Origin of the sequence: Devosia sp. SL43 (assembly GCF_021729885.1) — a bacterium.
Taxonomy (GTDB): Bacteria; Pseudomonadota; Alphaproteobacteria; order Rhizobiales; family Devosiaceae; genus Devosia.
Window position 1 is genome coordinate 3,923,740 of record NZ_CP063401.1, and the last position, 21,369, is coordinate 3,945,108.

A 21,369-nucleotide genomic window follows, 5' to 3' on the forward strand; every position below is an offset into this window, starting at 1 on the left:
CATGGCTCCATAGTGCCTCGCCGGCCCATCGATCGCCATCGACAATGGAAAACAGAGTTACGAGTTGTTCGCCCCTGACGCAGACGGCTATAAGAACTCGACTCCAATAGGTGGCGGCCAATGCTCGTTGACGACAAGATCTATCTCGGAACCAGCGAGCGGCCCGAATACCTCGCCCTCAAATACGGCAATCGCCACGGCTTGGTCACCGGCGCGACCGGCACGGGCAAGACCGTGACCCTGCAGGTGCTGGCCGAGGGCTTTTCCCGCGCTGGCGTTCCGGTGTTCGCCGCCGACATCAAGGGCGACCTGAGTGGCGTCGCCAAGATGGGTCAGGCGCAGGGCTGGCAGACGCAGCGGGCAACCGATATCGGCTTCACCGATTTTCAGGATGATGTGTTCCCGGTGATCTTCTGGGACCTCTATGGCAAGCAAGGCCATCCGGTACGGGCCACCATTTCCGAGATGGGGCCAGTGCTGCTGAGCCGTATCCTCGAGCTCAACGATACGCAGGAAGGCGTCCTCAACATCGCCTTTCGCATAGCGGACGACGAGGGGCTGCTGCTGCTCGACCTCAAGGATTTGCGGGCGTTGCTCGTCGACATCCAGGAGCGGGCTAAGGAAGTTTCGACGCGATACGGCAACGTGACCACTGCGACCATCGGCGCGATCCAGCGTGGCTTGCTGGTGCTGGAAGAGCAGGGCGCCGATCACTTCTTCGGCGAACGAGCGCTCGACATTGCCGACCTGATGCGGACCGACGCCGATGGTCGCGGATTCATCTCGATCCTCGCCGCTGACGAACTGATGCGCGCGCCGCGCCTCTATGCGACCTTTCTGCTGTGGCTGCTGTCGGAACTGTTCGAGGAACTGCCCGAAGTGGGCGACATGGACAAGCCCAAGCTCGTTTTCTTCTTCGACGAGGCACATTTGCTGTTCGACGATGCCCCTAAGGCGTTGATCAACCGCATCGAGCAGGTGGTCAAGCTCGTACGCTCCAAGGGCGTCGGCGTCTATTTCGTGACCCAGAACCCGGTCGATATTCCCGAAGAGGTGCTGGCGCAGCTCTCCAACCGCATCCAGCATGCCTTGCGCGCCTATACCCCGCGCGAGCAGAAGGCGGTCAAGGTCGCGGCGGAGACGTTCCGGCCCAACCCGGCCTTCTCGACCGAAGAAGTCATCACCCAGCTCGGTATCGGCGAAGCGCTGGTTTCAGTGCTGGAGGACAAGGGCATTCCGTCGATGGTCGGGCGTACGCTGATCCGGCCACCCTCCGCGCAGGTCGGGCCACTGTCGCCGGCCGAGCGCGAGTCGATCATCGCCAATTCGCCGCTGGGCACGATGTATGACGAGATCATCGACCGCGAGTCGGCGTTCGAAGTGCTGCAGCGTCGCGCACGCGACAAGCAACTGGCCGAAGAACGGCAGCGCCAGGACGAGGAGGTTCGTCGCGCGCCCGAGAGAACCTATCAGGAAGCTGCGCCGCGTCGCACCTCTACCCGCCAGACGCCCGCCGAGGCCGCAATGAACTCGCTGGCGCGGACCGTTGCCAACCGGCTCGGCAGTGCGCTGGTGCGGGGCATTCTTGGCAGCCTGAAGCGTGGTCGCTGATATGCTCGAGCCCGCCACATCAGCACCTGTTCTTGCAGTCTTCGCCTCCGACAAGGGGCCAGGCGATGCCGAGCGCGCCTCGATCATGGGGCAGACAGGCACCTATTTCGCCAAACGCGGGGCCAGCCTTGTTTGCATCGCCGAAAATGGCGTCATCCCCATTCCGCTCATTACCGCTGCGCGCGCTGCCGGCGGCAATGTGCAGATCGTTGCCGATACCTCCATCGTGCTGCCACCAGCGCTGGCCGGCGTGACCATGGAGGTCTTGGCGACGCAGCCCGAACGCCTGGCGCGCGTCGCCAACCTGGCCGAGGCCTTCGTCGCCCTGCCGGGCTCATTGGCCTCGGCGTCGGCCCTGTTCGGCGCCTGGGCAGCGGCCAGGGCGCAGGGTCGCACAATGCCGGTGGTGATGCTTAACCGGCATCGGGCATATGAGGTGATGCGCGGCTATGCGGCGGACGTGTTGTCGCCGGGGCTGCCTGGCTATGACCGGGCAGTGCAGTTTGCCGATACGATCGAAGATCTGTGGAGCCGGGTTAGCCGTCTAGTCAGCGAAAGCCGTTAGGCGTCCAAACCTGGATGCCGCGGCTTGCGGCGATCCGGGAAGAGCGGCACCACATTGTCGGTGGACCGCCGCGTGGGAACCGGCTGCGGGGTCGGCACAGCGGTGCGGTTACGCCGATCCGGCCCGCGATAGCCGCCCAGAACGCCGACGACACTGCGGGTACGCAACCGGGCCTGGATGCGCTGCAGCAAGTGGCGCGGCGACATCGGCTTGATGATGACTTCGTCTATGCCGGCGCTGATCGCCTGATGCCGCATCGGCGGCGTGATGCTGCGGGTGAGCGCAATGACCGGCACATCCTGGCTGACCAAAGCGCCGTTGAGCCGGATGCCCTCGACCATCTCATAGGCTGGGCGGCCCTCGCGGTCGAAATCGCAAACCAGCATGTCGACGGGCGCTAGGCGCATATAGGCGATGAGGTCGATCTCGCTGTCGAAGACGCGGACCTTCAGGCGTGAGTCACCTGCCACCACCATCGCCAGCAAGGACGAGAGCGCAGGATTTGCCGCGATGATGGCAATGACCTTGGCCGGTTCAGTCACACATTCCCCCGAATAGTAAACGATCCGTTACCATGCCCCAACGACGCGTTGAAGGGCTGGGTTCCGGAAATGGATAATTCGTAGGGGAAACTGCGCGGTAGCCATGAGAAAGCCCGCCGGCGCAAGCGCGCGGCGGGCTTTGGGATTGCTCGACGATAGGGATTAGGCTTGGGCTTCTTCGAACAGCAGTTCGACGTGTTCCCAGTTCACCAGGTTGTCGAACCAGGCTTCGAGGTACTTCGGACGGGCGTTGCGGTAGTCGATGTAATAGGAATGCTCCCAGACGTCGACGCCGAGGATCGGTTTGCCGCCATGGACCAGCGGCGATTCGCCGTTCGGGGTCTTGCTGACTTCCAGCTTGCCGTTTTTCACCGACAGCCAAGCCCAGCCCGAACCGAACTGCGTCGTGCCGGCGGCGATGAAATCGGCGCGGAACTTGTCAAAGCCGCCAAGGTCGGAATCGATTGCCGCCTGCAGCTTGCCCGGCAGCTTGTTGCCGCCGCCATTGGGCTTCATCCAGTTCCAGAAGTGAACGTGGTTGTAGTGCTGGCCGGCATTGTTGAAGAGGCCGGCATTCTTGCCGTAGCTCTCCTTGACGATGTCTTCGAGCGGCAGGATCTCGAGGCCTGAACCCTCAAGCAGCTTCTCGCCATTGGTCACATAGGCCTGGTGGTGCTTGTCGTGGTGAAACTCGAGGGTTTCCTTGGACATGTAGGGGCCGAGCGCATCATAGGCATAAGGCAGGGGCGGCAGAGTGAACTTGGTCGACATAGTGGCCTCCATTTAGGGAAAGACGCTGAGGATAGTGGGCTTGATATAGGTCGTTTTGATAACGGCAACAATCAGTTGGAGGGGAACGATCCTTCCAATCCGACTGCATTCAGCGCAAAGGCGTAGCACATCGCGGTTTCCTTGAGCCGGTCGAAGCGACCCGAAGCGCCGCCATGGCCCGCACCCATGTTGGTGCGCAGATACAACGGGGCGTTGCCAGTCTTGGTTGCGCGCAGCTTGGCGACCCACTTGGCCGGCTCCCAATAGGTGACGCGCGGATCGGTGAGGCCAGCCAGCGCAAAGATCGGCGGATAGTCGATTGCGGCCACCTGCTCATAGGGTGCATAGGCGGCGATGCGGGCATAATCCTCGGCCGAGGCCAGGGGATTGCCCCATTCGGGCCACTCGGGTGGCGTGAGCGGCAACGTCTCGTCGAGCATGGTATTGAGCACGTCGACGAACGGCACCTGGGCCAGGATGCCGCCCCACAGGTCGGGCCGCAGATTGACGATGGCGCCCATCAGCATGCCGCCGGCCGAGCCGCCCTGGGCCACGATGCGACCCTTGGAGGTATAGCCCTTCTCGATCAGCATTTCGGCCGAGGCGATGAAATCGGTGAAAGTGTTGGTCTTGTGCTCGCGGCGACCCTGCACGTACCAGCGATAACCCTTTTCCATGCCGCCGCGAATATGGGCGGTGACGTGGACGAAGCCGCGATCGACTAGGGATAGCGCCGAAATCGAGAACGCCGAGGGCATCGACATGCCATAGGCGCCATAGCCGTAGAGCAGCGCGGGAGCCGAGCCGTTGAGCTTGGTATCCTTACGGTAGAGCACGGTGACCGGCACCTGCTCGCCATCGCTCGCGGTGGCAAACAGGCGGCGGGTCTCATAGTCATCCGGGTTGTGACCGGACGGCACCTCCTGCTCCTTGAGCAGGGTGCGGACACCGGTTTCGAGATCGACATCGTAAGTCCGAGACGGCGTGGTGGGCGAAGAGTACGTGAGGCGGAAAACCGAGGTATCGAACTCATAGCCGACCGACATGCCGAGGGAATAGGCCTCCTCGTCGAACCTCACGGTCTCTTCGGCATTGGTCCGCAAATCGCGCACGACGATGCGCGGCAGGCCCTCGAAGCGTTCAAGACGCAGCAGGTGGTTCTTGATGACGATAGTATCGAGGATCAGCACACCCTGCTGATGCGGCACCAGGTCGGTCCAATTCTCAGAAGCAAGATTGTCGACCGGCGCCACTGACACTTTGAAGTCTTCGGCGCCATCGGCGTTGGTGCGGATGTAGAGCAGGCCGTCGCGCTCTTCGATATCGTATTCGCGGTCGGTGAGGCGCGGCGCGACGAGGCGCGGCTCGCCGCCCCGTTCGGCATCGATCAGCCAGCACTCCGAGGTCTGGTGGTCATGCGCGTCGATGACGATGAACTTGTCGCTGAGTGTGCGACCCACGCCGACGAAAAAGCCGGGGTCACTCTCCTCGAAGATAACAGGGTCATTCGCCTGGTCGGTGCCGATGGTGTGGAGCTTCACCCGATAGGGCCGATGATTGTCGTCGTATTCGGTGTAGTAGATCGCCCTGGAATCGTTGGTCCAGACATAGGAACCGGCGGTTTCGGCGATGATCTCTTCGCTGTCCTTGCCGGTCTCGAGGTCGCGAATGACGATGTCATAGTATTCCGAGCCAGCGCGGTCGGCGGCCCAGGCGAGGTAGCGGTGCGAGCGATCGTGTTCGGCTCCGGCAAAGCCGAAATACTCCTCGCCGGCCTCTACATTGCAGTCGAGCAGCACGGTTTCCGGACCACCCTCACGCGCCGTGCGCACGATCTGCGGATACTGCTTGCCCTCAAGCATGCGCGAATTATAGGCGTAGGGGCCATCAGGCGAAGCAATGCCGCTGTCATCCTCTTTGATGCGGCCCCGAATTTCCTTGTAGATTGTCTCCTGCAAAGCCTCGGTCGGCTTGCCGAACTCGGCTTCGAAATAGTCGTTCTCCGCGTCGAGATAGGTGCGAATTTCCGGATCGAGCGTTTCCGGTTTCTGCATTACCTCCTGCCAATTGTCCGCCCTCAGCCAATGATAGGGATCCTCGCGCCTGACGTTGTGGAATGTGGCGGAATGCGGCTTGCGCGCAGCGACGGGCGGGATGGGCTTGGTCATTGATATATCCGGGTGGAGGCGGGAGCCGCTTCGGGAAGGATTACTGACATAGGTCGGTCTACGCCTCAAAGAAAGAGGGCGATACGCTGGATAAGTGCGGCCTAACCCCGTTTTGACTTGTCCCGCGCGGCTCATTGATTATGGTCTGGCGCGAGACAGGGCCGGTCGCGGGAATCGGCGCATGGGAGTAGCGTGTTGGGGCCGGGCATGGATGCGAGCATAGCGCTGGTGGCGATCGGGCCATTCGGCGCCGCAGCACTGGCGCCGCTGGTGCACCGGATCGCGCGCCCGTTCTCTGGCTGGGTACTGGCCCTTGTGCCAACGGCGATATTCCTGTTTCTGTGGACGCTGATCGAGCCGGTTGCGAGAGCCGGCGCTGTTCGCGGCGTGATTGGCTGGGTACCCAGCTACAATCTGAACCTCAGCTTCTTCGTTGACGGGTTGAGCCTTACCTTTGCGCTCACCATCACCGGCATCGGCACGCTGGTCGTTCTTTATGCCGGCGCCTACCTCAAGGGTCATCCCCATCTCGGGCGGTTCATGGTCTTCCTGCTCGCGTTCATGGGCTCGATGCTGGGGCTCGTGCTGGCCGACAATATGCTGGCGCTCTTCATGTTCTGGGAACTGACGGCCGTCACCTCGTTCCTGCTCATAGGCTTCGACCATGAGCGCCAGGCCGCCCGTCGCGGCGCGATACAGGCGCTGGTTGTGACCAATATTGGCGGCATGGCGCTGCTGGTCGGCGTGATCCTGCTGCAGCAGGCGACCGGACTGTGGGATTTGAGCGAGTTGCAGGGTGAGGCCGTGCGTGGCCACGGCCTTTACGGCGTAATTTTGGGCTGCTTCCTCATCGCCGCTTTCACCAAGTCGGCACAGTTCCCGTTCCATTTCTGGCTGCCCAATGCCATGGAAGCGCCGACTCCGGTTTCGGCATTTCTGCATTCTGCCACTATGGTGCAGGCCGGCGTCTATCTGCTGGCCCGACTGTCGCCGAGCCTTGGCGGGACAGAGGCCTGGACCGTGATCCTGGTCTGCTTCGGCGGTCTGACGCTGCTCTGGGGAGCGCTGGGCGCGATCCGGCAAACCGATCTCAAACAGGTTCTGGCGCAAACGACCATCGCTTCGCTCGGCCTGCTTGTCTTACTCATCGGCCTGGGAACGCCAACAGCGATCGCTGCCATGGTGCTCTATTTCGTGGCGCATGCGCTCTACAAGGCAGCGCTGTTCATGGCGGTCGGCGCCATCGACCACGAAGCCGGCAGCCGCGACATCACGGCGCTCAGCGGCCTGGCTGACCGCATGCCTCTGACCTTTATCGCCACGGCAATTGCCAGCGCCGCCATGATCGGCCTGCCGCCGACACTCGGCTTCTTCGCCAAGGAAGAGATGTATCTCGACCTCCTCGGATCGCAATGGTCGCAGCTTGTCGTCTTGGTTGTCCTGGTCGCGGGTAACGCTGTGCTGGCTGGCGTGGCTGCGCTGGTGGTGATCAAGCCATTTCTCGGTGCGCCCATGCCAACACCCAAGACGGGTCATGAGGCACCAATAGCCATGCTTGCCGGACCATTGGTGTTGGGCGGGGTCGGGATCGTTGCGGCCTTGCTGACAGACTGGTTTGGCCACTCAGTGCTGGTGCCCGCCGGAACCGCGATCCTGGGCAATCCGATTGAAAGTCATCTGACCTGGGCGATAAACTTTGCCAGCCCGGTGCTCTGGCTCTCCGCTGCCACCTGGGCCCTCGGCCTTGTGGTTTACCGCCAGGCATCGGCTGTCCGCACGCTGTTGCGCCGCTTCGAGGTCGCGCTGGGCTGGACTGCCGACACGGTGTTCGATGCCCTCATGTTCGGTCTGATCCGCTTTGCCGGCGTTGTGACACGCCTGTTGCATCATGGTCGGCTGGAAATGTATCTGGTGACCGTGTTTGCCATGCTAGCGGTCGCGGTATCGGTGCCACTCTTCGTTATGGGAGGCATCACGCCTCTGCTGCCAACGGCCGACCTGGGTCTCTGGAGCGTCAAGCTCGACTGGCCGGATCTGTTGCCCTACGAGTGGGGCGTGATCGTGCTGGCACTGGTTGGCCTGGGGGCCATTCTTACGGCGTCGAGCCGGTTGGTGGCTATTCTGGCGCTGGGCATACAGGGCACGGCGGTGGCGCTGATCTTCCTGTTGTTCGGCGCGCCAGACCTGGCCTTCACCCAGTTCATGGTCGAAATCCTCTCGGTGGTGATCCTGGCATTGGTCATGACGCGTCTCAACCTCGACGAGCGCGACCGGCGGCCGTTCGAAGACCTGGCACGCGACGGTACCCTGGCGCTGGTCTGCGGTGCAGGGGTGAGCCTGTTGCTGATGGTCGTGCTGTCGGGTCCGTTCGATCCTCGGCTCTCCGAGTTCTTTACGGCGACCAGCGTGCCCATTGCCCACGGCGCCAATATCGTCAACGTCATCCTCGTCGACTATCGCGGCTTTGATACCTTGGGCGAGATTTCGGTCGTGATGGCGGCCGGCATTGCCATCATGGTGTTGCTGCGCAGGCGAGGCACGGCATCGCTGCCGCCAGCGGCTTCGCAGCAGCCGAAGGTGATGCCATGAACACCGTCATCTTCCGTACGGTCGCGCCGTTTATCGTGGCCATCATGCTGGTCTTCTCGGTCTATATTTGCCTCCGTGGCCACAACGAGCCGGGCGGCGGCTTTATCGGCGGGCTGATCGCGGCTTCCGCCATCGCCGTCCTCGGCATGTCGATGGGCGCTGCCGAGGCGCGTCGTGCCTTGCGGCTCGATCCGCTGAGCTTTGCCGGGCTGGGTGTGCTCATTGCCGCGCTATCCGGCCTGCTCTCGATCTTCAACGGCAATCCGTTCATGACCAGCATCTGGCTTTACCTGAACCTTGGCGAGACCGAGGTGCCGCTCTCAACGCCGATGATCTTCGATATCGGGGTGTACCTGGTCGTGTTCGGCACCATCGCCTCGGTTGCCCTGGCCCTCGAGGGCGACGACGGGGAGGCGCCCTGATGGACTATGCGGTTGCCGCACTCGTTGGCTGCTTTGTGTCGCTGGGCGTCTACCTGTTGCTGTCGCGCTCGCTCATCCGCATGCTGCTGGGTTTGGTGGTGCTCGGCAACGGCGTCAACCTGCTGATCTTTACGGCCGGACGGCTCACGCGGTCGGTCGCTCCGATCGTGCCTGACGGGCTGACGCAACCGGACGGGCCGATTGCCAATCCGCTACCGCAGGCGCTGATACTGACGGCGATCGTCATCGGCTTTGCGATGTTCAGCTTCTTGCTCGTGCTGTCCTTCCGCGCCTACCAGAGCCTTGATGCCGACAATACCGACACCATGCGCGTGGCTGAGCCGCCCGACGCGCCGCATCCCCCGTTGAGCTACTGATATGGGCGAACTCGCGCTGCCGGTGGCAATGATCGATACCCTGACCTCGGCGGCCGACTGGGTCATAGTGCTGCCGATCGTGCTGGCGCTGTTGGGCGCCGCCGCGCTCCTGCTGCTGCGCGGATGGGGGCGGCTCAGCTTCATCTTCGCTGCGCTGATCGTGGTTGGCATCATCGCCTGCGAAACCAGCTTGCTGTTGCGTGTTGCCGAGACCGGGCCGCTCAGCATGACCATGGGCAAGTGGCTGCCGCCCTTCGGTATCAGCTTTGCCGCCGACGTCTTCGGTGCAGCCTTCGCGCTGGCTGCCGCCGTCGTGACATTGATTGTGCTCGCCTATGCGGAAGCCGACCGACCGACAGAGGCCGCCGGCGATGGCTTCCATTCGCTGGTCTTACTGCTTCTGGCCGGCGTCACGGGATCGTTTCTCACGGGCGACCTGTTCAACCTCTACGTCTGGTTCGAAGTCATGCTGATCGCTTCGTTCGGGCTGATGGTGATCGGTGGCCGGGCAATCCAGCTCGATGGCGCCGTCAAATATGGCTTCCTGAATTTTCTCGCCACGACGATTTTCCTGCTCGCGTTGGGCCTGCTCTATGGGCTGCTTGGGACGCTCAACATGGCCGATATCATGCGGGTAGCTCCGGCGGCCAATCCGGTCGCCATGGCCGCCGTGGCGGCGCTTTTGTTACTGGCCTTCAGCATGAAGGCCGCAGCCTTTCCGCTCAACGCATGGCTGCCTGCATCCTATCATACGCCGCCAGCGGTGGTTTCTGCGCTGATGGCGGGCCTGCTGACCAAGGTCGGCGCCTATGCCCTGCTGCGTGTCCTGGTGATCGTCCTGCCCGCCAGTCGCGACCTGCTTGAGCCGGTGCTTGTCGCTATTGCTATAGCCACGCTGCTGATTGCGCCTTTGGGCGCTATTGCAGAGACCAACTTGCGCCGCGCCATCGGCTTTCTGGTCATCGGCGGCATAGGTTCGGTGCTTGCAGGGATCTCCATGCCATCGACGGAAGGCCTTGGCGGCGCTGGCCTCTATATCTTCCACGCCATGCTGACCATGACCGCCCTTTATCTCGTCGCGGGATTGATCGAACGGCAGACCGGTGAGACGGACAGTCGGCGCACGGGCGGGCTCTATGCCGCGAGCGCGTCGATTTCCATGCTTTTCCTGATACTGGTTCTTGCCACGGCAGGCATGCCGCCGTTCCTCGGCTTCTGGCCCAAGCTGCTGCTTCTTCAGGCAGGTATTGGCGAGGGTGGCTGGCTGGGCGCCGTGATGGTGGTCGCCTTGCTGGTCAACGCGGTGCTCACTCTCATTGCCGGTACGCGCCTCTGGTCGCATATCTTCTGGCGCACTGCGCCGAACCCGCCACCGGCCGTTGGTTCAGCAGGACTACGCATGGTCGCGACGGGCGCCCTGGTTGCCCTGATCGTCGCGGTCGGCCTGTGGCCTAACCCAATGTTCGAGGCCGTGCGGCTGGGCACAGCCGATCTCGTTGACCCGGCGCGCTATGTCGCGGCAGTGGGCTTGGCGGGAGTTGCGCCATGAACGTGAGTCTGACGATCGTCGGCCTTGCCTTGATCTGGGCCGCCATTACCGGCAACTTCTCCCTGCCCAACATTGCCTTGGGTGCGGGCGTCGGCCTATTGACGGCCGTGCTGCTTCGCAACGGCCTGGCCAAGCCTCTGAAGGCAGGGCGGCTGCGGCGGGTCGCTGCACTCGCCGCGTTGTTCCTGTGGGAACTCCTTGTGAGCGCCGTTCGTGTCGCGCTGATCGTGCTGCGACCCAGTCTGCGGGCCTCGCTGCGTCCGGCCATCATCGCCTTTCCGCTGACGGTGAAGTCAGATGTCGAAATCACGCTCCTCGCCAACCTCATCACGCTGACGCCGGGTACGCTTAGCGTGGATATCGCCGATGATCGCAGCGCTCTCTACGTTCATGTGCTGCACCTGACGGACCGCGATCAATTGGTGGCCGAGATCGCCGGGGGATTCGAGCGCCGGGTGCGCGAGGTGTTCGAATGACTGCTGCCGAACTTCTGCCTATTGCGACGATGATTGCACTGGTGTTGCTTGGATTGGCCCTGCTGATAGGGACCATGCGCGTCATCATCGGGCCGACACTGGCCGACCGCGTGCTGGCGCTGGACCTACTAACGGTCATCGCTATGGGCTTCGTCGGCGCCATCGCCATCCGCACTGGGCTTACGCTGTACCTCGACATTGCCATTGCCCTGGCTCTGTTAGGCTTCCTGGCAACCCTTGCCTTCGTGCGTTACATGCTCTCACGTCAGAGCAAAGAGGAGGAGCGGCGATGATTGTCGATCTCGCCATCTATCTCGGCTGCGCGTTCTTGCTGGCCGGCGCGGCCTTTTCGCTGTTGGCAGCGATCGGCGTGTTGCGTTTGCCCGACCTCTATACGCGCATGCATGCCGCGTCCAAAGCCGGCGCCGTTGGCGGTGGCCTGATCCTGCTGGCAGTTGCCCTGGTCAGTTTCGATGGCACCGTCGCCCTGCGAGCAATAATCGCTGTCGCGTTCCTTTTGCTCACTACGCCGGTGTCAGCTCATCTGCTGGCTCGCGCAAGTCATCGCGGCGGATATCAACCCGGCGTGAAAACGGAGATCGATGATCTCAAGTCTAAAAGCGAACAAACTCCTTCGGCATAATTACTGCACTTGGTAACATGTTAATTGCCAGGGTCGGGTTGCGGCTATCAGTAAACGGTCCTAGTAATCGTAGTACGGCTGTGACTGCCCTTGTCGCTGCCCAATAAGAAAAATGGAAGGTTGAAATATGAGTGACACCGCCGGCTCGGCGAATGGTTACGAGCACGAACTAGTCGAGCTCAGCACCGAAATCGTTGCAGCCTATGTGAGCCACAATGCTGTGAATCCGTCCGATCTGCCCAAGCTGATCGCCGACGTTCATGGTGCACTGCGCGCTCTTTCGTCCAACGAAGCTCCGCTTCCCGCAGAGGAGCTCAAGCCTGCCGTGCCGGTTCGCAAGTCTGTTGCGCCCGACTACATCATCTGCCTCGAAGACGGCAAGAAGTTCAAATCCCTGAAGCGCCATCTTCGCACCCACTACAATCTTTCGCCGGAAGAATACCGCGAGAAGTGGGGCCTGCCGGCCGATTACCCAATGGTTGCCCCCAGCTATTCGGCAACCCGCTCGAAGCTGGCCAAGGACAATGGTCTGGGCCGCAAGGCCGCCTGATAGATCACCACGCCAAGAAACGCCGCGCTGACAGTCTGACCAGACTTAGGCCCCGGCGACAACTCAGTTCAAACGGCCGCTCCCAAGGGCGGCCGTTTGAATTTCTGGACACTTATTCGACTTATCCCCGCCCTGCTTGCACGTCGCAGTATCTAGGAATAAATTCCTTAATACCGACGAGGCCAGCCCTATGTTTGATTCCCAGCCATCCCCTAGTCAGCCGAGGCCGTCTGCGACGGCGGAGGCTTCTCTATGTGCGTGCGATGATGTCATCGCGCTCGTTGCCCGCGAGAAACATGTGCCGATTCTGCTGCTTACGCACAGGTCACGCTGCCGGGCCTCTGCAGCGCGAGCTCGGCAGCTGGCCATGTATCTGTCACACGTTATCCTCGGTTGCAGCCTTGCCGAGGTTGGCGTTGCCTTTGGTCGGGATAGGACTACTGTCTCCTACGCGTGTGCGTTGATCGAGGATATGCGTGACGATCCGGTGTTTGACGAAGAGGTGTCGGGCTTCGAGCGCCGCCTCGAGGCACAGCGCGATGGAGTGTCCGTCGATGTCCACTGATGACACTGTCGTGTTGCGCCTGGCGAGCGGTCGCGATGGCGAGGGGCAACCTTTCCTGCTTCCGCACCATCTGCTCGCAGCAGGGCGTTTGGAAAGGCTCATCGAACGATCGCACCTGGCACCTCGTGTGACCATCTCCTACGACACGGCGCGGGTTGGTGGCGGCGACCGCTCGGGCAATAGTGCCGCAGAAGCGACCGACACGGCCGCCCAGGCGCGCCAGAAACTCAATCAGTTGGCGCGGACCATCCCGCCTGATTGTTGGGGCGTGATGATCGATGTCTGTGCGTTCGGCAAGGGTCTGCAGTTGGTGGAGACCGAGAGGCGCTGGCCGCGTCGTAGTGCCAAGCTGGTCCTGCGCATCGCGCTTGAACAATTGGCGCATCAGCTTGGATTGACGCCACAGGCGCAAGGCGTCGAGCAGGGGCAGACGCGTTCGTGGCTGCCCGAACGATTGCCGATCATCGCTGGAAGCGAACCTTAACTACGACAGGAACGGTAATGACTGGGCGGACGCGGTTCGTGCTACGCAGGTTTCATGCGTCAGAAGTTCCTCACAATTCAGTATTTGCGCGGCCTTGCGGCTATTCTAGTCCTGGCCTCGCATGCGCTGCTGTATCCTCTGGTGGGCGAGCACCTGGCCTATGGTCGGCTCGGTTGGTTGGGAGTCATCCTGTTCTTCGTGATTTCCGGCTTCATCATGGTGGCCGTGACCGGCGACGGGAAGTTCGCTGCACTGGACTTCCTGCGGCGACGCTTCGTCCGCATCGTGCCCATGTATTGGGCGGCAACGTTGCTGGCTGCTTCACTGGCGCTGTTTGCACCGCAACTGTTCAAGACGACAGTCTACGACGGAGCAGAGCTGGTGATGTCGCTGCTGTTCATCCCGTTCTACAATCCCGTCAGCGAGGGCATTCATCCACTCTACAAGCTTGGCTGGACGCTCAACTACGAGGTCTTCTTCTATATCTGCTTCGCGCTACTGGCATTCCTTGGCGCGGGCGCTCGGGTGGTCTGGCTGACAGTCGCCTTTACCGCACTAGCGGTGATCGGTGCCGTCTTTTCGCCGGAACCGGCCGTTCCGCAGTTCTACACTTCCTTCATGCCGCTGGCTTTTTGCGCCGGTGCTTGGCTCGGATTGGCGACATTGCGCGGACGCCTCGGCGCGTTGCCGCACAAGGTCGTCTATGCTGCTCTGATCATTGGCCTTGCGGCGCTGGTCGAGGGCTTTGCGTTTGACCGGGGCATAGTCGAAGACGGCTTCGCCTTTGTCGGTTTCGTCACCTTTGCCTCGGCCCTGGTGCTGCTGGCGGTCCGCTTCGAGCCGGTATTGCCGCGGATTGCTCTGCTCGAACGCATCGGCGACGCCTCCTATTCGATCTATCTCGTGCATATCTACGAAGTGGCGATCCTGGCCGGCGTTGCCTTCAAGCTGCTCGACCCGGCAAATATTTGGGCCGACTATTTTGTCGCCATCATATCGATCGCCGGTGGCACCGTGGCTGGGCTGATCATGTATTCGCTCGTAGAGAAGCCGGTGCTGCGCTTCTTTAGCAGCATATTTCTACCCAAGCCTACGCCCAAGCGGACGGCAGCGCCGGCAGAATAGGCGTCAGCTCAGCGCCTTGCCTTCGGCGCGGATGCGGTTGACCATGGCGACGAGGCCGTTGGAGCGCTGCATGCCAAGATGCTCACTCAATCCCACCTTGCCGAACCAGGCGACGGCGTCGGTCGCGGCGACCTCTGCGGCTGGCCGGCCCGAATAGAGCGCCAGCAGGATCGCGACGAGGCCCTTGGTGATAATGGCGTCCGATTGGCCCCTGAAGTCCATCACAGGTTGGCCTGTACTGCGGTCGACGCTGGAAACCAGCCAGACATTGGATACGCAGCCCTTGACCTTGTTCTCAGCGGTCTTGTCGGCATCGTCCATTGTCGGCAGCGCCTGTCCCAGCTCAATGACGTAGTTCAGCCGATCTTCCCAGTCGTCGAGGAAGGAGAGGTTTTCGGCAATGTCGTGAAAGGCGGCTGGCTCGGTCATGCTGCCTATCTAGGAGGCCGTCGACTGCACCGCAAGCAAAGAAAAACCCCAAGCACGGGGCAGCGTGCTTGGGGCAGGGGCCAGGGTCGCTGGAGTGCGTCGCTTGGGGAAGTGACGCGGCCCTGGGGTCGAGTTCGGGCGCCTGAGGCAGGCGTCCGCTATCCCGCGCGGTCCAATCGAGGTCTTGGATAGGGAACTGGAACACTGGTCGGCGTCTCATGCATGGGAAGGCCAACCGACGGGGAAGTCTGCAAAGCAGTAGCGACGACGGCCTTGCCGCCGATGCATTGAAACGAGTCACATTCGATATTGCTGACCTGTTCGGCGACCACTTGCGTCCCGGCTGCCATCGCCTGGATGGCGAGGGCATTGGCATCGGGAAGGTCGACACCGGGCTTGATCACCATATAGGCGGCGGTCAGCCAGAAAACGGATCGAACAATGGTGAACATGGTCTCTTCCAGAAATCTCTAGGGGGCTTCTGCCCTTGCGAAGATGACCCTAGCCCCGGCCCATTAAGCCGGTTTGGGACAATTCGATAAAATTTGAAGCAAATGCGCGCGAGCGGTCCCGAGCGGGCAACGGCTTGTTTACGCTAACCCCAGAAAGGGCGTCAGGCCGGTGCCCACAAGCTATTGGCCGACAGGGATTTAAGCCGGCTTTAGCTCTTGAGGGCCAGTGTGAAGGCAACGAGACCTGAAGCTCATTCAGGCGGTGCGCGGCGAGCAAGGCCGCGTTCCCGGTGCCCAGGCACCACCACAGCTGGCGTCGTTATAGTGAGTAATGCGTATGCGTAGCCTGTTCTCTTTCGGCGCAAGCAAAGAGATGAGTCTGGCCATTGCCGGCACCGGCCATCGGCCGGAAATGCTGCGCCGCAAGACGCTCGCCAACAATTCCCGAATCGCCATCATCGTCAGCGCGCTGATGATGCCGCTGGCCGTCTACTGGCTGGTGACAGCCGCGATACTTCCCATCGTTCTGGCCGCTATCGGCCTGGGCAGTGGCATGGTCACGCTTGCTCTGCACCAGCGTCAGCGTTTTGAAGACGCTGCGGCCGGGCAGGTCTATACCATGCTGGCCTTGGGTTTGCTGTTGACCCTGGCCGACAGTCAATTCGGCGACGCCGGCCTTGCTATCGCGCTGATGGCACCGGTACTGGCATCGCTGCTGGGCCGGCAGACCCTGCGTCGTCAGAGCTGGATGATGCTGGTGGGCGTACTTGCCCTGGGCACACTAGCGTCCACTTTTGTCGTGCCGACAATTCCTCTGCCTAGCCACATTCTTTTGGCAACTGCTGGCGTCACCTTCATCGCCTCCGTTGGCGTTGTCATCCATACCGCCAATCGCATCAATGCGGCCTATGAGGTCTACGACAAGGCCCAGGTCACCGCCTATCGGCACCTGATCGAACATGTGCAGGATGCGGTGATCCGCTTTTCCAGCGATGGCGAAGTGCTGCTCGCCTCGCGCTCCTCCGAAACCCTGTTCGGCTGCCGTCGCTATGAACTCACCGGTAGCGGTCTGGGTGAGCGGCTGCATGTACTCGACCGTCCCATATACCTGACCGCCTTTGCTGACGCCAACCAGGGCGGCAAGTCGCGGGTCATCGAAGTGCGCATGCGTCAGGACGACCCGCGTTCGGCCTCCAGCGTACCCCACTTCATCTGGGTCGAAATCAGCCTGTCCCCTGTGATCGATGCCGACCCTTCCACAATTCGGTACGAGGTTGTCGCCCTGTTGCGCGACATTACCGACCGCAAGGACAACGAAGTCGCCATGGCCGAGGCCCGGCGCGTTGCCGAGGAGGCGTCGATTGCCAAGTCGCGATTCCTCGCCACCATTGGTCACGAGTTGCGGACCCCGCTCAATGCCGTCGTTGGCTTCTCCGAAATGATGACATCAGGCATCGGCGGCGAGCTGTCGACGACGCATCGCGAATATGCCGGTTTGATCCACCAGAGCGGCAAGCATCTGCTTGAGGTCGTGCGCATGCTGCTCGATATGTCCAAGATCGAGGCGGGCAAGTTCGAGCTGCAGACCGAGCCATTCCTGGTGCAGGACATCATTGAACCATGCTTCCACATGGTAGAGTCCTTGGCCAAGGAGCGCGGTGTTCACCTCGTCCCCGAGATCGGCAAGGCCCTGCCCATGCTGATCGGCGACGAGCGTGCCTGCCGCCAGGTGCTGCTCAACCTGCTGTCCAATGCCATCAAGTTCAGCCATCCGGGTGGTACCGTGACGGTTACCCTCAAGCGGCAGGGTCAGAGCGTCAACCTGTCGGTCAGCGACCGCGGCGTCGGCATGGCCCCAGAATCACTCAAACGCATCGGCGAGCCATTCTTCCAGGCAGAGGATGGCCTGGCGCGGCGCTATGAGGGCACCGGCCTTGGCCTGTCCATCGTCAAGGGGCTGGTGGACCTGCATGATGGCACGTTGCGTGCCATGTCCGAAATTGGGGCAGGGACAACCATGACTGTCTTGCTGCCTATAAACGGTCCAGCAATAAAGACCGACGAAACTGCAACCGTGACACCCCTCCGTAGAGAGCCAGCCGCCGCTCCTGATACCCCATGGCAAGTCGAAAAAAGAAAAGCGCAATGACGGCAACCACTTTCACGCGCCTGCCCCTCGCGGCGGGTAGTGCCGTTGCGACCTCACTGGGTCGTGCCGGTCTTTGGGCGTTCTCCCACTATATGCGCGCGCCACTTGCCTCGACCGGCCTGATGGCGATGGTGACGCTGACGGCTCTGGCCGGCAGCAATGCCCTCTATTTCCAGACGGCTCGCCATCCCGCGCCGTTCTTCGCGCCAGCGGGCGATGTGCCCGTGCCGGTCGCTCAACCCGCGGATGCGCCTGTGCTGGCGCCAATCCCCGCCGAGCGGACTGCCGTCGTTGCACCCGCCGCGTCGGCTGTCGTAACCACCGACACCACCGGCAGTGTCGCCTCGGGTCCGCAGGCGATACCCAACGCGCCGGTCGGCAACACGCAGGCCTTCGAAGTGCAGAAGAAGCTGACCGAACTTGGTCTGTTCAATGGCAAGGTCGATGGCTTTTACGGCCCGATGACCGCCACTGCGATTCGCGCCTTCGAGCAGCGCAATGGCATGGAGCCGACAGGGGCGCTGACCCCCGACGTGATCGAAGCCATTCTGCGCGCTGACGCTTCGGGAATGATTCCGGTAACGCAGCAGGCAGCTGTCGTTCAGCCACAACCCGCGCCCGTGACGGTGCAGCCGGCGCCGGTCCAACAGGCTGTCGTCGTGGCACCGCAACCGCAAGTTGCGGCGCGACTGCCGGAACTGACCCCGGTGGACAACGCCGTCGATGCTGTGGGCAATGCTGCGGCGCAGACCATCGATTCGATCGTTGCTGCCGTCGGTGGCGCACGTGCGACTCCCGTGTCGCAAGGCGTGGCGCCAACGCCTGCCTTGCCGATGATGGCGACGACCGCCCAGCCCATGCCAGCACCGGTGCAGGTCGCCTCGCTCGAACCCATGGCCGCGCCGCAGCCGGTGACGGCCGTGCAGCCCAACCCGGTGCCCGATCAGGTGATGGCGGCGACCACGGTAGCGCCGGCTAACAACGTCCAACTGGTCAGCCAGATCCAGCGTGGCCTGGCAAGCCTTGGCTTCTATCACGGCTCGATTGACGGGCATCCGGGTGATGCCACAGCCAAGGCCATCCGCGAGTTCGAGAACTTCCACAGCTACCGGGTGACCGGCGAGGTCAAGCCGGACCTGGTGGGTCTGCTGCGCCAAGCCGGCGCTTCGATCTAGGTGAGCCTGCTGCGCAGCGACATCTGGGTGAGCGCCTTCGTCAGGCGCCACAACGATCTCGGAAATATGTGCGTGGTGTCGAGGCGCGGCGATCCGATTGCCGGGCAGGTGTTCATCGAAGTCGACCACCTGGACCGTACGCTTTCGCTGTTTACCCCCGCGCCTATGGCTAGCCGCAAGGATGATGCCAGTCTGGTATTTCAGCGCCGCTTCAACCGCGTTGAACCAGACAAGGTACGTGAGCGCATTGCCCGGGAGATCGAGTTTGACCCAGATCTATGGGTGGTGAGTGTCGATCTTCGCGGCGAAGATCCAGGGATCGAAATCGTGATCTGAGGTACCGCAGGGCCGGGACAAGTCTCAGCTGGCGCGTTTGATGCCGATGCGGGCCAGGGCCTCAATCGCCTGTTCCACCACCGGATTGTGGGCTGGCGACATGCTCGGCGTGCGGCGGCTGGTTTCGGTGAAGGACTTGTATTCCGGCTTGGCCAGTTCGAGCAGGTTCACCTCTCCGCGCCAGGCGCTCATCAGGTAAGCCATTGATTCTGGCGTCACATTGCCAAAGAGCGTGGCAAAGTCGGCCAGCGCGCGCGAGCGTTCGCTGTCGTGGCTGGTGGCGTGGATCAACACTTTGAGCCCGTCATAGGCACTGCAGCCGAAGGCGCGTAGGATGACGAAGAGCGAAGCGCCCGTCACGTCGTGGGCGATCTGGCCGCAGCGCACTTCGTCGAGGCCGGTGATCTGGCTGAGCAGGCGCGTGACTTCCGGGCGGCGGTTCTCCGAGAACAGCTTCATCAGGGCCTTGGTCAATTCCGCATTGGCGACGGTAAGCTGCTCGATGGTCTTGCGGATCGGCGCGACCGGTGTTTCGCGATGGGCAAAGGCCTGGATCACCTTGACCCTGTCGATGTCGGATAAGTCGAAGAAAGCCGGGGCCAGCAGAGCGGCGTCGAAGTCGTCCCGCTTGGCCAGCGACTCGGCGACCATGTGGTCCATCTGCGCCGAACGGGCAAGGGCGCTGAGATAGGCGCCGCGTGGCACGATGGCGGTGTTGGAGGCCAGGGCGCGGTAAACCTTACGCGAATTCATCTGGAACAGCTTGGCCAGAACGACATTGGACAGGTCGGCGCGGGCGGCAATGGTCGAGGCGGACGGGACGTCGTAGCGGGCAATGATATCGAGCATGGTCTGCTCGGACAACTCAGCGGCGCCGGACAGGAAGGTGTTGAGGTCTTCGCCGATATTCTCGACGACCAGCTGCTCCAGAGTCGGGGACAACATTTCCGCACGACCGAGAATGGCCGCACCTTTGGCCTTCGCCTGCGGCCCGGCAATAGGAAAGAGGCGACTGGCAAGAGCCTCGAACTGTTCCATTTCGGGAGGGGTCGGCTTGCCCCGGCGAGCATAGGCGTCGCACGCCGCGATGAGCAAGGTGTTGGTGCGGTCGACGCCGCCGGTCTCGATCAGCAGTTGAAACGTCTCGTAAGGCTGAAAACCAAGCATATCGCGGGGACCGTCACTTCGGAATCGCATCACATTCGATGCAAGGCCACTCTTGCCGCCAATTCGTTAGCAGACTGTTAACCTTGACGATCTCTTAATGGGGTCGACAGGTAAGATTCATATTCGCCAGTCTAGAAGAACGAGCACGAGGGGCGTCGTGCCGACTGATGTGCAACACGAGACGCTGTCCCCATGGGAAGGGAAGCGAATTGATTTTGGAGGACAGCTTGGGAAAGCTCGTCATATTTGATCGGCGGCGAAAGCCCGTCAGCGCTGCGCGTAGAACCGCCGGCGACGCCCAGATCCTGATGTTTACCGGGGTGCGTTATGAACGCGGGACGCCGCCAACCAAGACTGTCGACCCATCGCGACCCAAGCGGAAGCGTGGCTGATCGTCTGCGCACCGCGCTGCGCCTGATCCCTATTATTGCCTTGGCAGGCCTGACGGCCGGCTGCGTTGCCCGTCCGGTCGGCGATTTCGGCCGCGCAGTGCCCGGCTTCACCCATGATACTGCCATGCCTGCCATCGGGAATGGCTTGGCAGGGGCACGTGGAGAGCCGGTTTCCAATTTCAATATTACCGACCAGGAGGAAGAGATGCACAATCGCGTCTGGCGCTTCCTTGTCGCGGCTCATGCCAAGGACTGGGTGTTCGACAGCTCGGTCGAGTTGCAGCGCACCCGCATCATTCCGCCCCGCAAGGATGAGTATTACTCGCGCGAGCGCTACTATGCCTGGTTGCGAGAGACCGAGTACCAATCCTCGCGCACCCGTTACAGCACCGTCGGCCGACATATCACCGCCGACATCGACACCATTCCAACGACCTTCGCCGCTATCTGCGCGGTCATAGAAGTGGACAGGCAGCGTGCGGTTGCACTTGCAGGTCTTGGTGCCGGATTGCCACCCGACATGGCCAATCAGGTCGAGGCGCGGAAACACGAGAATAGCGCCTTCGTCACGTGGTTTGTGCGGGCGCTGAACTATCGTTACGAGAGCTATGACTTTGCGCTCGACAGCCTGCTTGTCGAAACGCCTCATGAGCAATCGCTGGCGGTGGACGAGACGCTGCGGCGTATGTCGGTCTATGTCGGTCGGGCCAATCGGCATGACTTCTGTGGTGGCAGCAGGCCGGAGCATGGCAGTGGCGACGTGTTGATTCCGTCGCGCTATCAGCTGCCTGGCGATAGCGAGGTTGTGCTGCCCAAGTAGCGCCAAAGCTGC

Annotated in this window: 23 protein-coding genes; 17 read left to right on the top strand and 6 right to left on the bottom strand. The window is 62.0% G+C overall.

The features are described 5' to 3' along the window. Nucleotides 1-120: 120 nt before the first annotated feature. Both IM737_RS19150 and IM737_RS19155 read left to right on the top strand, forming a co-directional pair. Nucleotides 121-1,611, top strand: coding sequence for a helicase HerA-like domain-containing protein (locus tag IM737_RS19150; protein ID WP_236896801.1), 1,491 nt, complete (start codon nt 121-123; stop codon nt 1,609-1,611). Between the two features lies 1 nt (nt 1,612). After that, nucleotides 1,613-2,176, top strand: coding sequence for an LOG family protein (locus tag IM737_RS19155; RefSeq protein WP_236896803.1), 564 nt, complete (start codon nt 1,613-1,615; stop codon nt 2,174-2,176). Here IM737_RS19155 and IM737_RS19160 read toward each other — a convergent pair. From IM737_RS19160 to IM737_RS19170, 3 genes are all read right to left on the bottom strand, one after another. Further along, complete coding sequence (locus IM737_RS19160) at nt 2,173-2,718, bottom strand: response regulator (protein WP_236896805.1); 546 nt, start codon at nt 2,716-2,718, stop codon at nt 2,173-2,175. The genes IM737_RS19155 and IM737_RS19160 overlap by 4 nt on opposite strands. 162 nt (nt 2,719-2,880) lie before the next feature. Continuing rightward, nucleotides 2,881-3,489: a superoxide dismutase gene (locus tag IM737_RS19165; protein WP_236896806.1), complete on the bottom strand. Its 609-nt coding sequence runs from the start codon at nt 3,487-3,489 to the stop codon at nt 2,881-2,883. A gap of 71 nt (nt 3,490-3,560) precedes the next feature. Next, complete coding sequence (locus IM737_RS19170) at nt 3,561-5,657, bottom strand: S9 family peptidase (protein WP_236896809.1); 2,097 nt, start codon at nt 5,655-5,657, stop codon at nt 3,561-3,563. A 207-nt stretch (nt 5,658-5,864) separates the two neighbouring features. Here IM737_RS19170 and IM737_RS19175 point away from each other — a divergent pair, with 207 nt between their 5' ends. The 11 genes from IM737_RS19175 to IM737_RS19225 all read left to right on the top strand — a co-directional run bounded on the left by IM737_RS19175 (nt 5,865) and on the right by IM737_RS19225 (nt 14,437). Continuing rightward, nucleotides 5,865-8,246, top strand: coding sequence for a putative monovalent cation/H+ antiporter subunit A (locus IM737_RS19175; protein ID WP_236896811.1), 2,382 nt, complete (start codon nt 5,865-5,867; stop codon nt 8,244-8,246). After that, nucleotides 8,243-8,668 carry a Na+/H+ antiporter subunit B gene (locus tag IM737_RS19180; protein WP_236896813.1) on the top strand — a complete coding sequence of 142 codons (426 nt, stop codon included), beginning with the start codon at nt 8,243-8,245 and terminating at the stop codon, nt 8,666-8,668. The genes IM737_RS19175 and IM737_RS19180 overlap by 4 nt, the downstream gene beginning before the upstream one ends. Next, a complete protein-coding gene (locus IM737_RS19185) occupies nt 8,668-9,045 on the top strand; it encodes a Na+/H+ antiporter subunit C (protein ID WP_236896815.1) in 378 nt (125 codons plus the stop codon). Before IM737_RS19180 ends, IM737_RS19185 begins: the two co-directional genes overlap by 1 nt. A 1-nt stretch (nt 9,046) precedes the next feature. Next, on the top strand, nt 9,047-10,594 hold the full coding sequence (locus tag IM737_RS19190; protein ID WP_236896817.1) for a proton-conducting transporter transmembrane domain-containing protein: 1,548 nt from the start codon (nt 9,047-9,049) through the stop codon (nt 10,592-10,594). Continuing rightward, nucleotides 10,591-11,070: a Na+/H+ antiporter subunit E gene (locus IM737_RS19195; RefSeq protein WP_236896819.1), complete on the top strand. Its 480-nt coding sequence runs from the start codon at nt 10,591-10,593 to the stop codon at nt 11,068-11,070. The genes IM737_RS19190 and IM737_RS19195 overlap by 4 nt, the downstream gene beginning before the upstream one ends. Further along, nucleotides 11,067-11,363, top strand: a complete 297-nt coding sequence (locus tag IM737_RS19200) for a cation:proton antiporter (protein WP_236896822.1) — start codon at nt 11,067-11,069, stop codon at nt 11,361-11,363. The genes IM737_RS19195 and IM737_RS19200 overlap by 4 nt, the downstream gene beginning before the upstream one ends. Further along, on the top strand, nt 11,360-11,713 hold the full coding sequence (mnhG, locus tag IM737_RS19205) for a monovalent cation/H(+) antiporter subunit G (RefSeq protein ID WP_236896823.1): 354 nt from the start codon (nt 11,360-11,362) through the stop codon (nt 11,711-11,713). Before IM737_RS19200 ends, mnhG begins: the two co-directional genes overlap by 4 nt. Before the next feature lie 127 nt (nt 11,714-11,840). Next, nucleotides 11,841-12,263 (top strand): MucR family transcriptional regulator, encoded by a 423-nt coding sequence (locus IM737_RS19210; protein ID WP_236896825.1) that lies wholly within the window; start codon nt 11,841-11,843, stop codon nt 12,261-12,263. A 190-nt stretch (nt 12,264-12,453) separates the two neighbouring features. Continuing rightward, nucleotides 12,454-12,828, top strand: a complete 375-nt coding sequence (locus IM737_RS19215; RefSeq protein ID WP_236896827.1) for a helix-turn-helix domain-containing protein — start codon at nt 12,454-12,456, stop codon at nt 12,826-12,828. After that, entirely contained in the window at nt 12,818-13,312 is a 495-nt protein-coding gene (locus IM737_RS19220; RefSeq protein ID WP_236896829.1) for a DUF6456 domain-containing protein, read from the top strand. The genes IM737_RS19215 and IM737_RS19220 overlap by 11 nt, the downstream gene beginning before the upstream one ends. 54 nt (nt 13,313-13,366) lie before the next feature. After that, entirely contained in the window at nt 13,367-14,437 is a 1,071-nt protein-coding gene (locus IM737_RS19225) for an acyltransferase family protein (protein WP_236896831.1), read from the top strand. A 3-nt stretch (nt 14,438-14,440) separates the two neighbouring features. On the opposite strand, the gene IM737_RS19230 is transcribed toward IM737_RS19225, so the two are convergent. Together IM737_RS19230 and IM737_RS19235 are read right to left on the bottom strand one after the other, a co-directional pair. Then, on the bottom strand, nt 14,441-14,866 hold the full coding sequence (locus IM737_RS19230; RefSeq protein WP_236896833.1) for a SufE family protein: 426 nt from the start codon (nt 14,864-14,866) through the stop codon (nt 14,441-14,443). Between the two features lie 158 nt (nt 14,867-15,024). Continuing rightward, nucleotides 15,025-15,318 (bottom strand): hypothetical protein, encoded by a 294-nt coding sequence (locus IM737_RS19235; RefSeq protein WP_236896836.1) that lies wholly within the window; start codon nt 15,316-15,318, stop codon nt 15,025-15,027. A gap of 337 nt (nt 15,319-15,655) precedes the next feature. Between IM737_RS19235 and IM737_RS19240 the strand changes: the two genes are divergently transcribed. From IM737_RS19240 to IM737_RS19250, 3 genes are read left to right on the top strand one after another with little or no spacing between them, the layout of a single operon-like run. Further along, on the top strand, nt 15,656-17,467 hold the full coding sequence (locus IM737_RS19240; RefSeq protein WP_236896838.1) for a PAS domain-containing sensor histidine kinase: 1,812 nt from the start codon (nt 15,656-15,658) through the stop codon (nt 17,465-17,467). Next, nucleotides 17,464-18,642: a peptidoglycan-binding domain-containing protein gene (locus tag IM737_RS19245; RefSeq protein WP_236896840.1), complete on the top strand. Its 1,179-nt coding sequence runs from the start codon at nt 17,464-17,466 to the stop codon at nt 18,640-18,642. The genes IM737_RS19240 and IM737_RS19245 overlap by 4 nt, the downstream gene beginning before the upstream one ends. Next, nucleotides 18,643-18,978, top strand: coding sequence for a DUF1491 family protein (locus IM737_RS19250; RefSeq protein WP_236896842.1), 336 nt, complete (start codon nt 18,643-18,645; stop codon nt 18,976-18,978). Nucleotides 18,979-19,002: 24 nt separating this feature from the next. Here IM737_RS19250 and IM737_RS19255 read toward each other — a convergent pair whose 3' ends face one another. Further along, nucleotides 19,003-20,145, bottom strand: a complete 1,143-nt coding sequence (locus tag IM737_RS19255) for a DUF2336 domain-containing protein (protein WP_236896844.1) — start codon at nt 20,143-20,145, stop codon at nt 19,003-19,005. 384 nt (nt 20,146-20,529) lie between these two features. On the opposite strand from IM737_RS19255, the gene IM737_RS19260 reads away from it, so the two are divergent. After that, entirely contained in the window at nt 20,530-21,357 is an 828-nt protein-coding gene (locus IM737_RS19260) for a hypothetical protein (RefSeq protein ID WP_236896846.1), read from the top strand. Nucleotides 21,358-21,369: the final 12 nt, after the last annotated feature.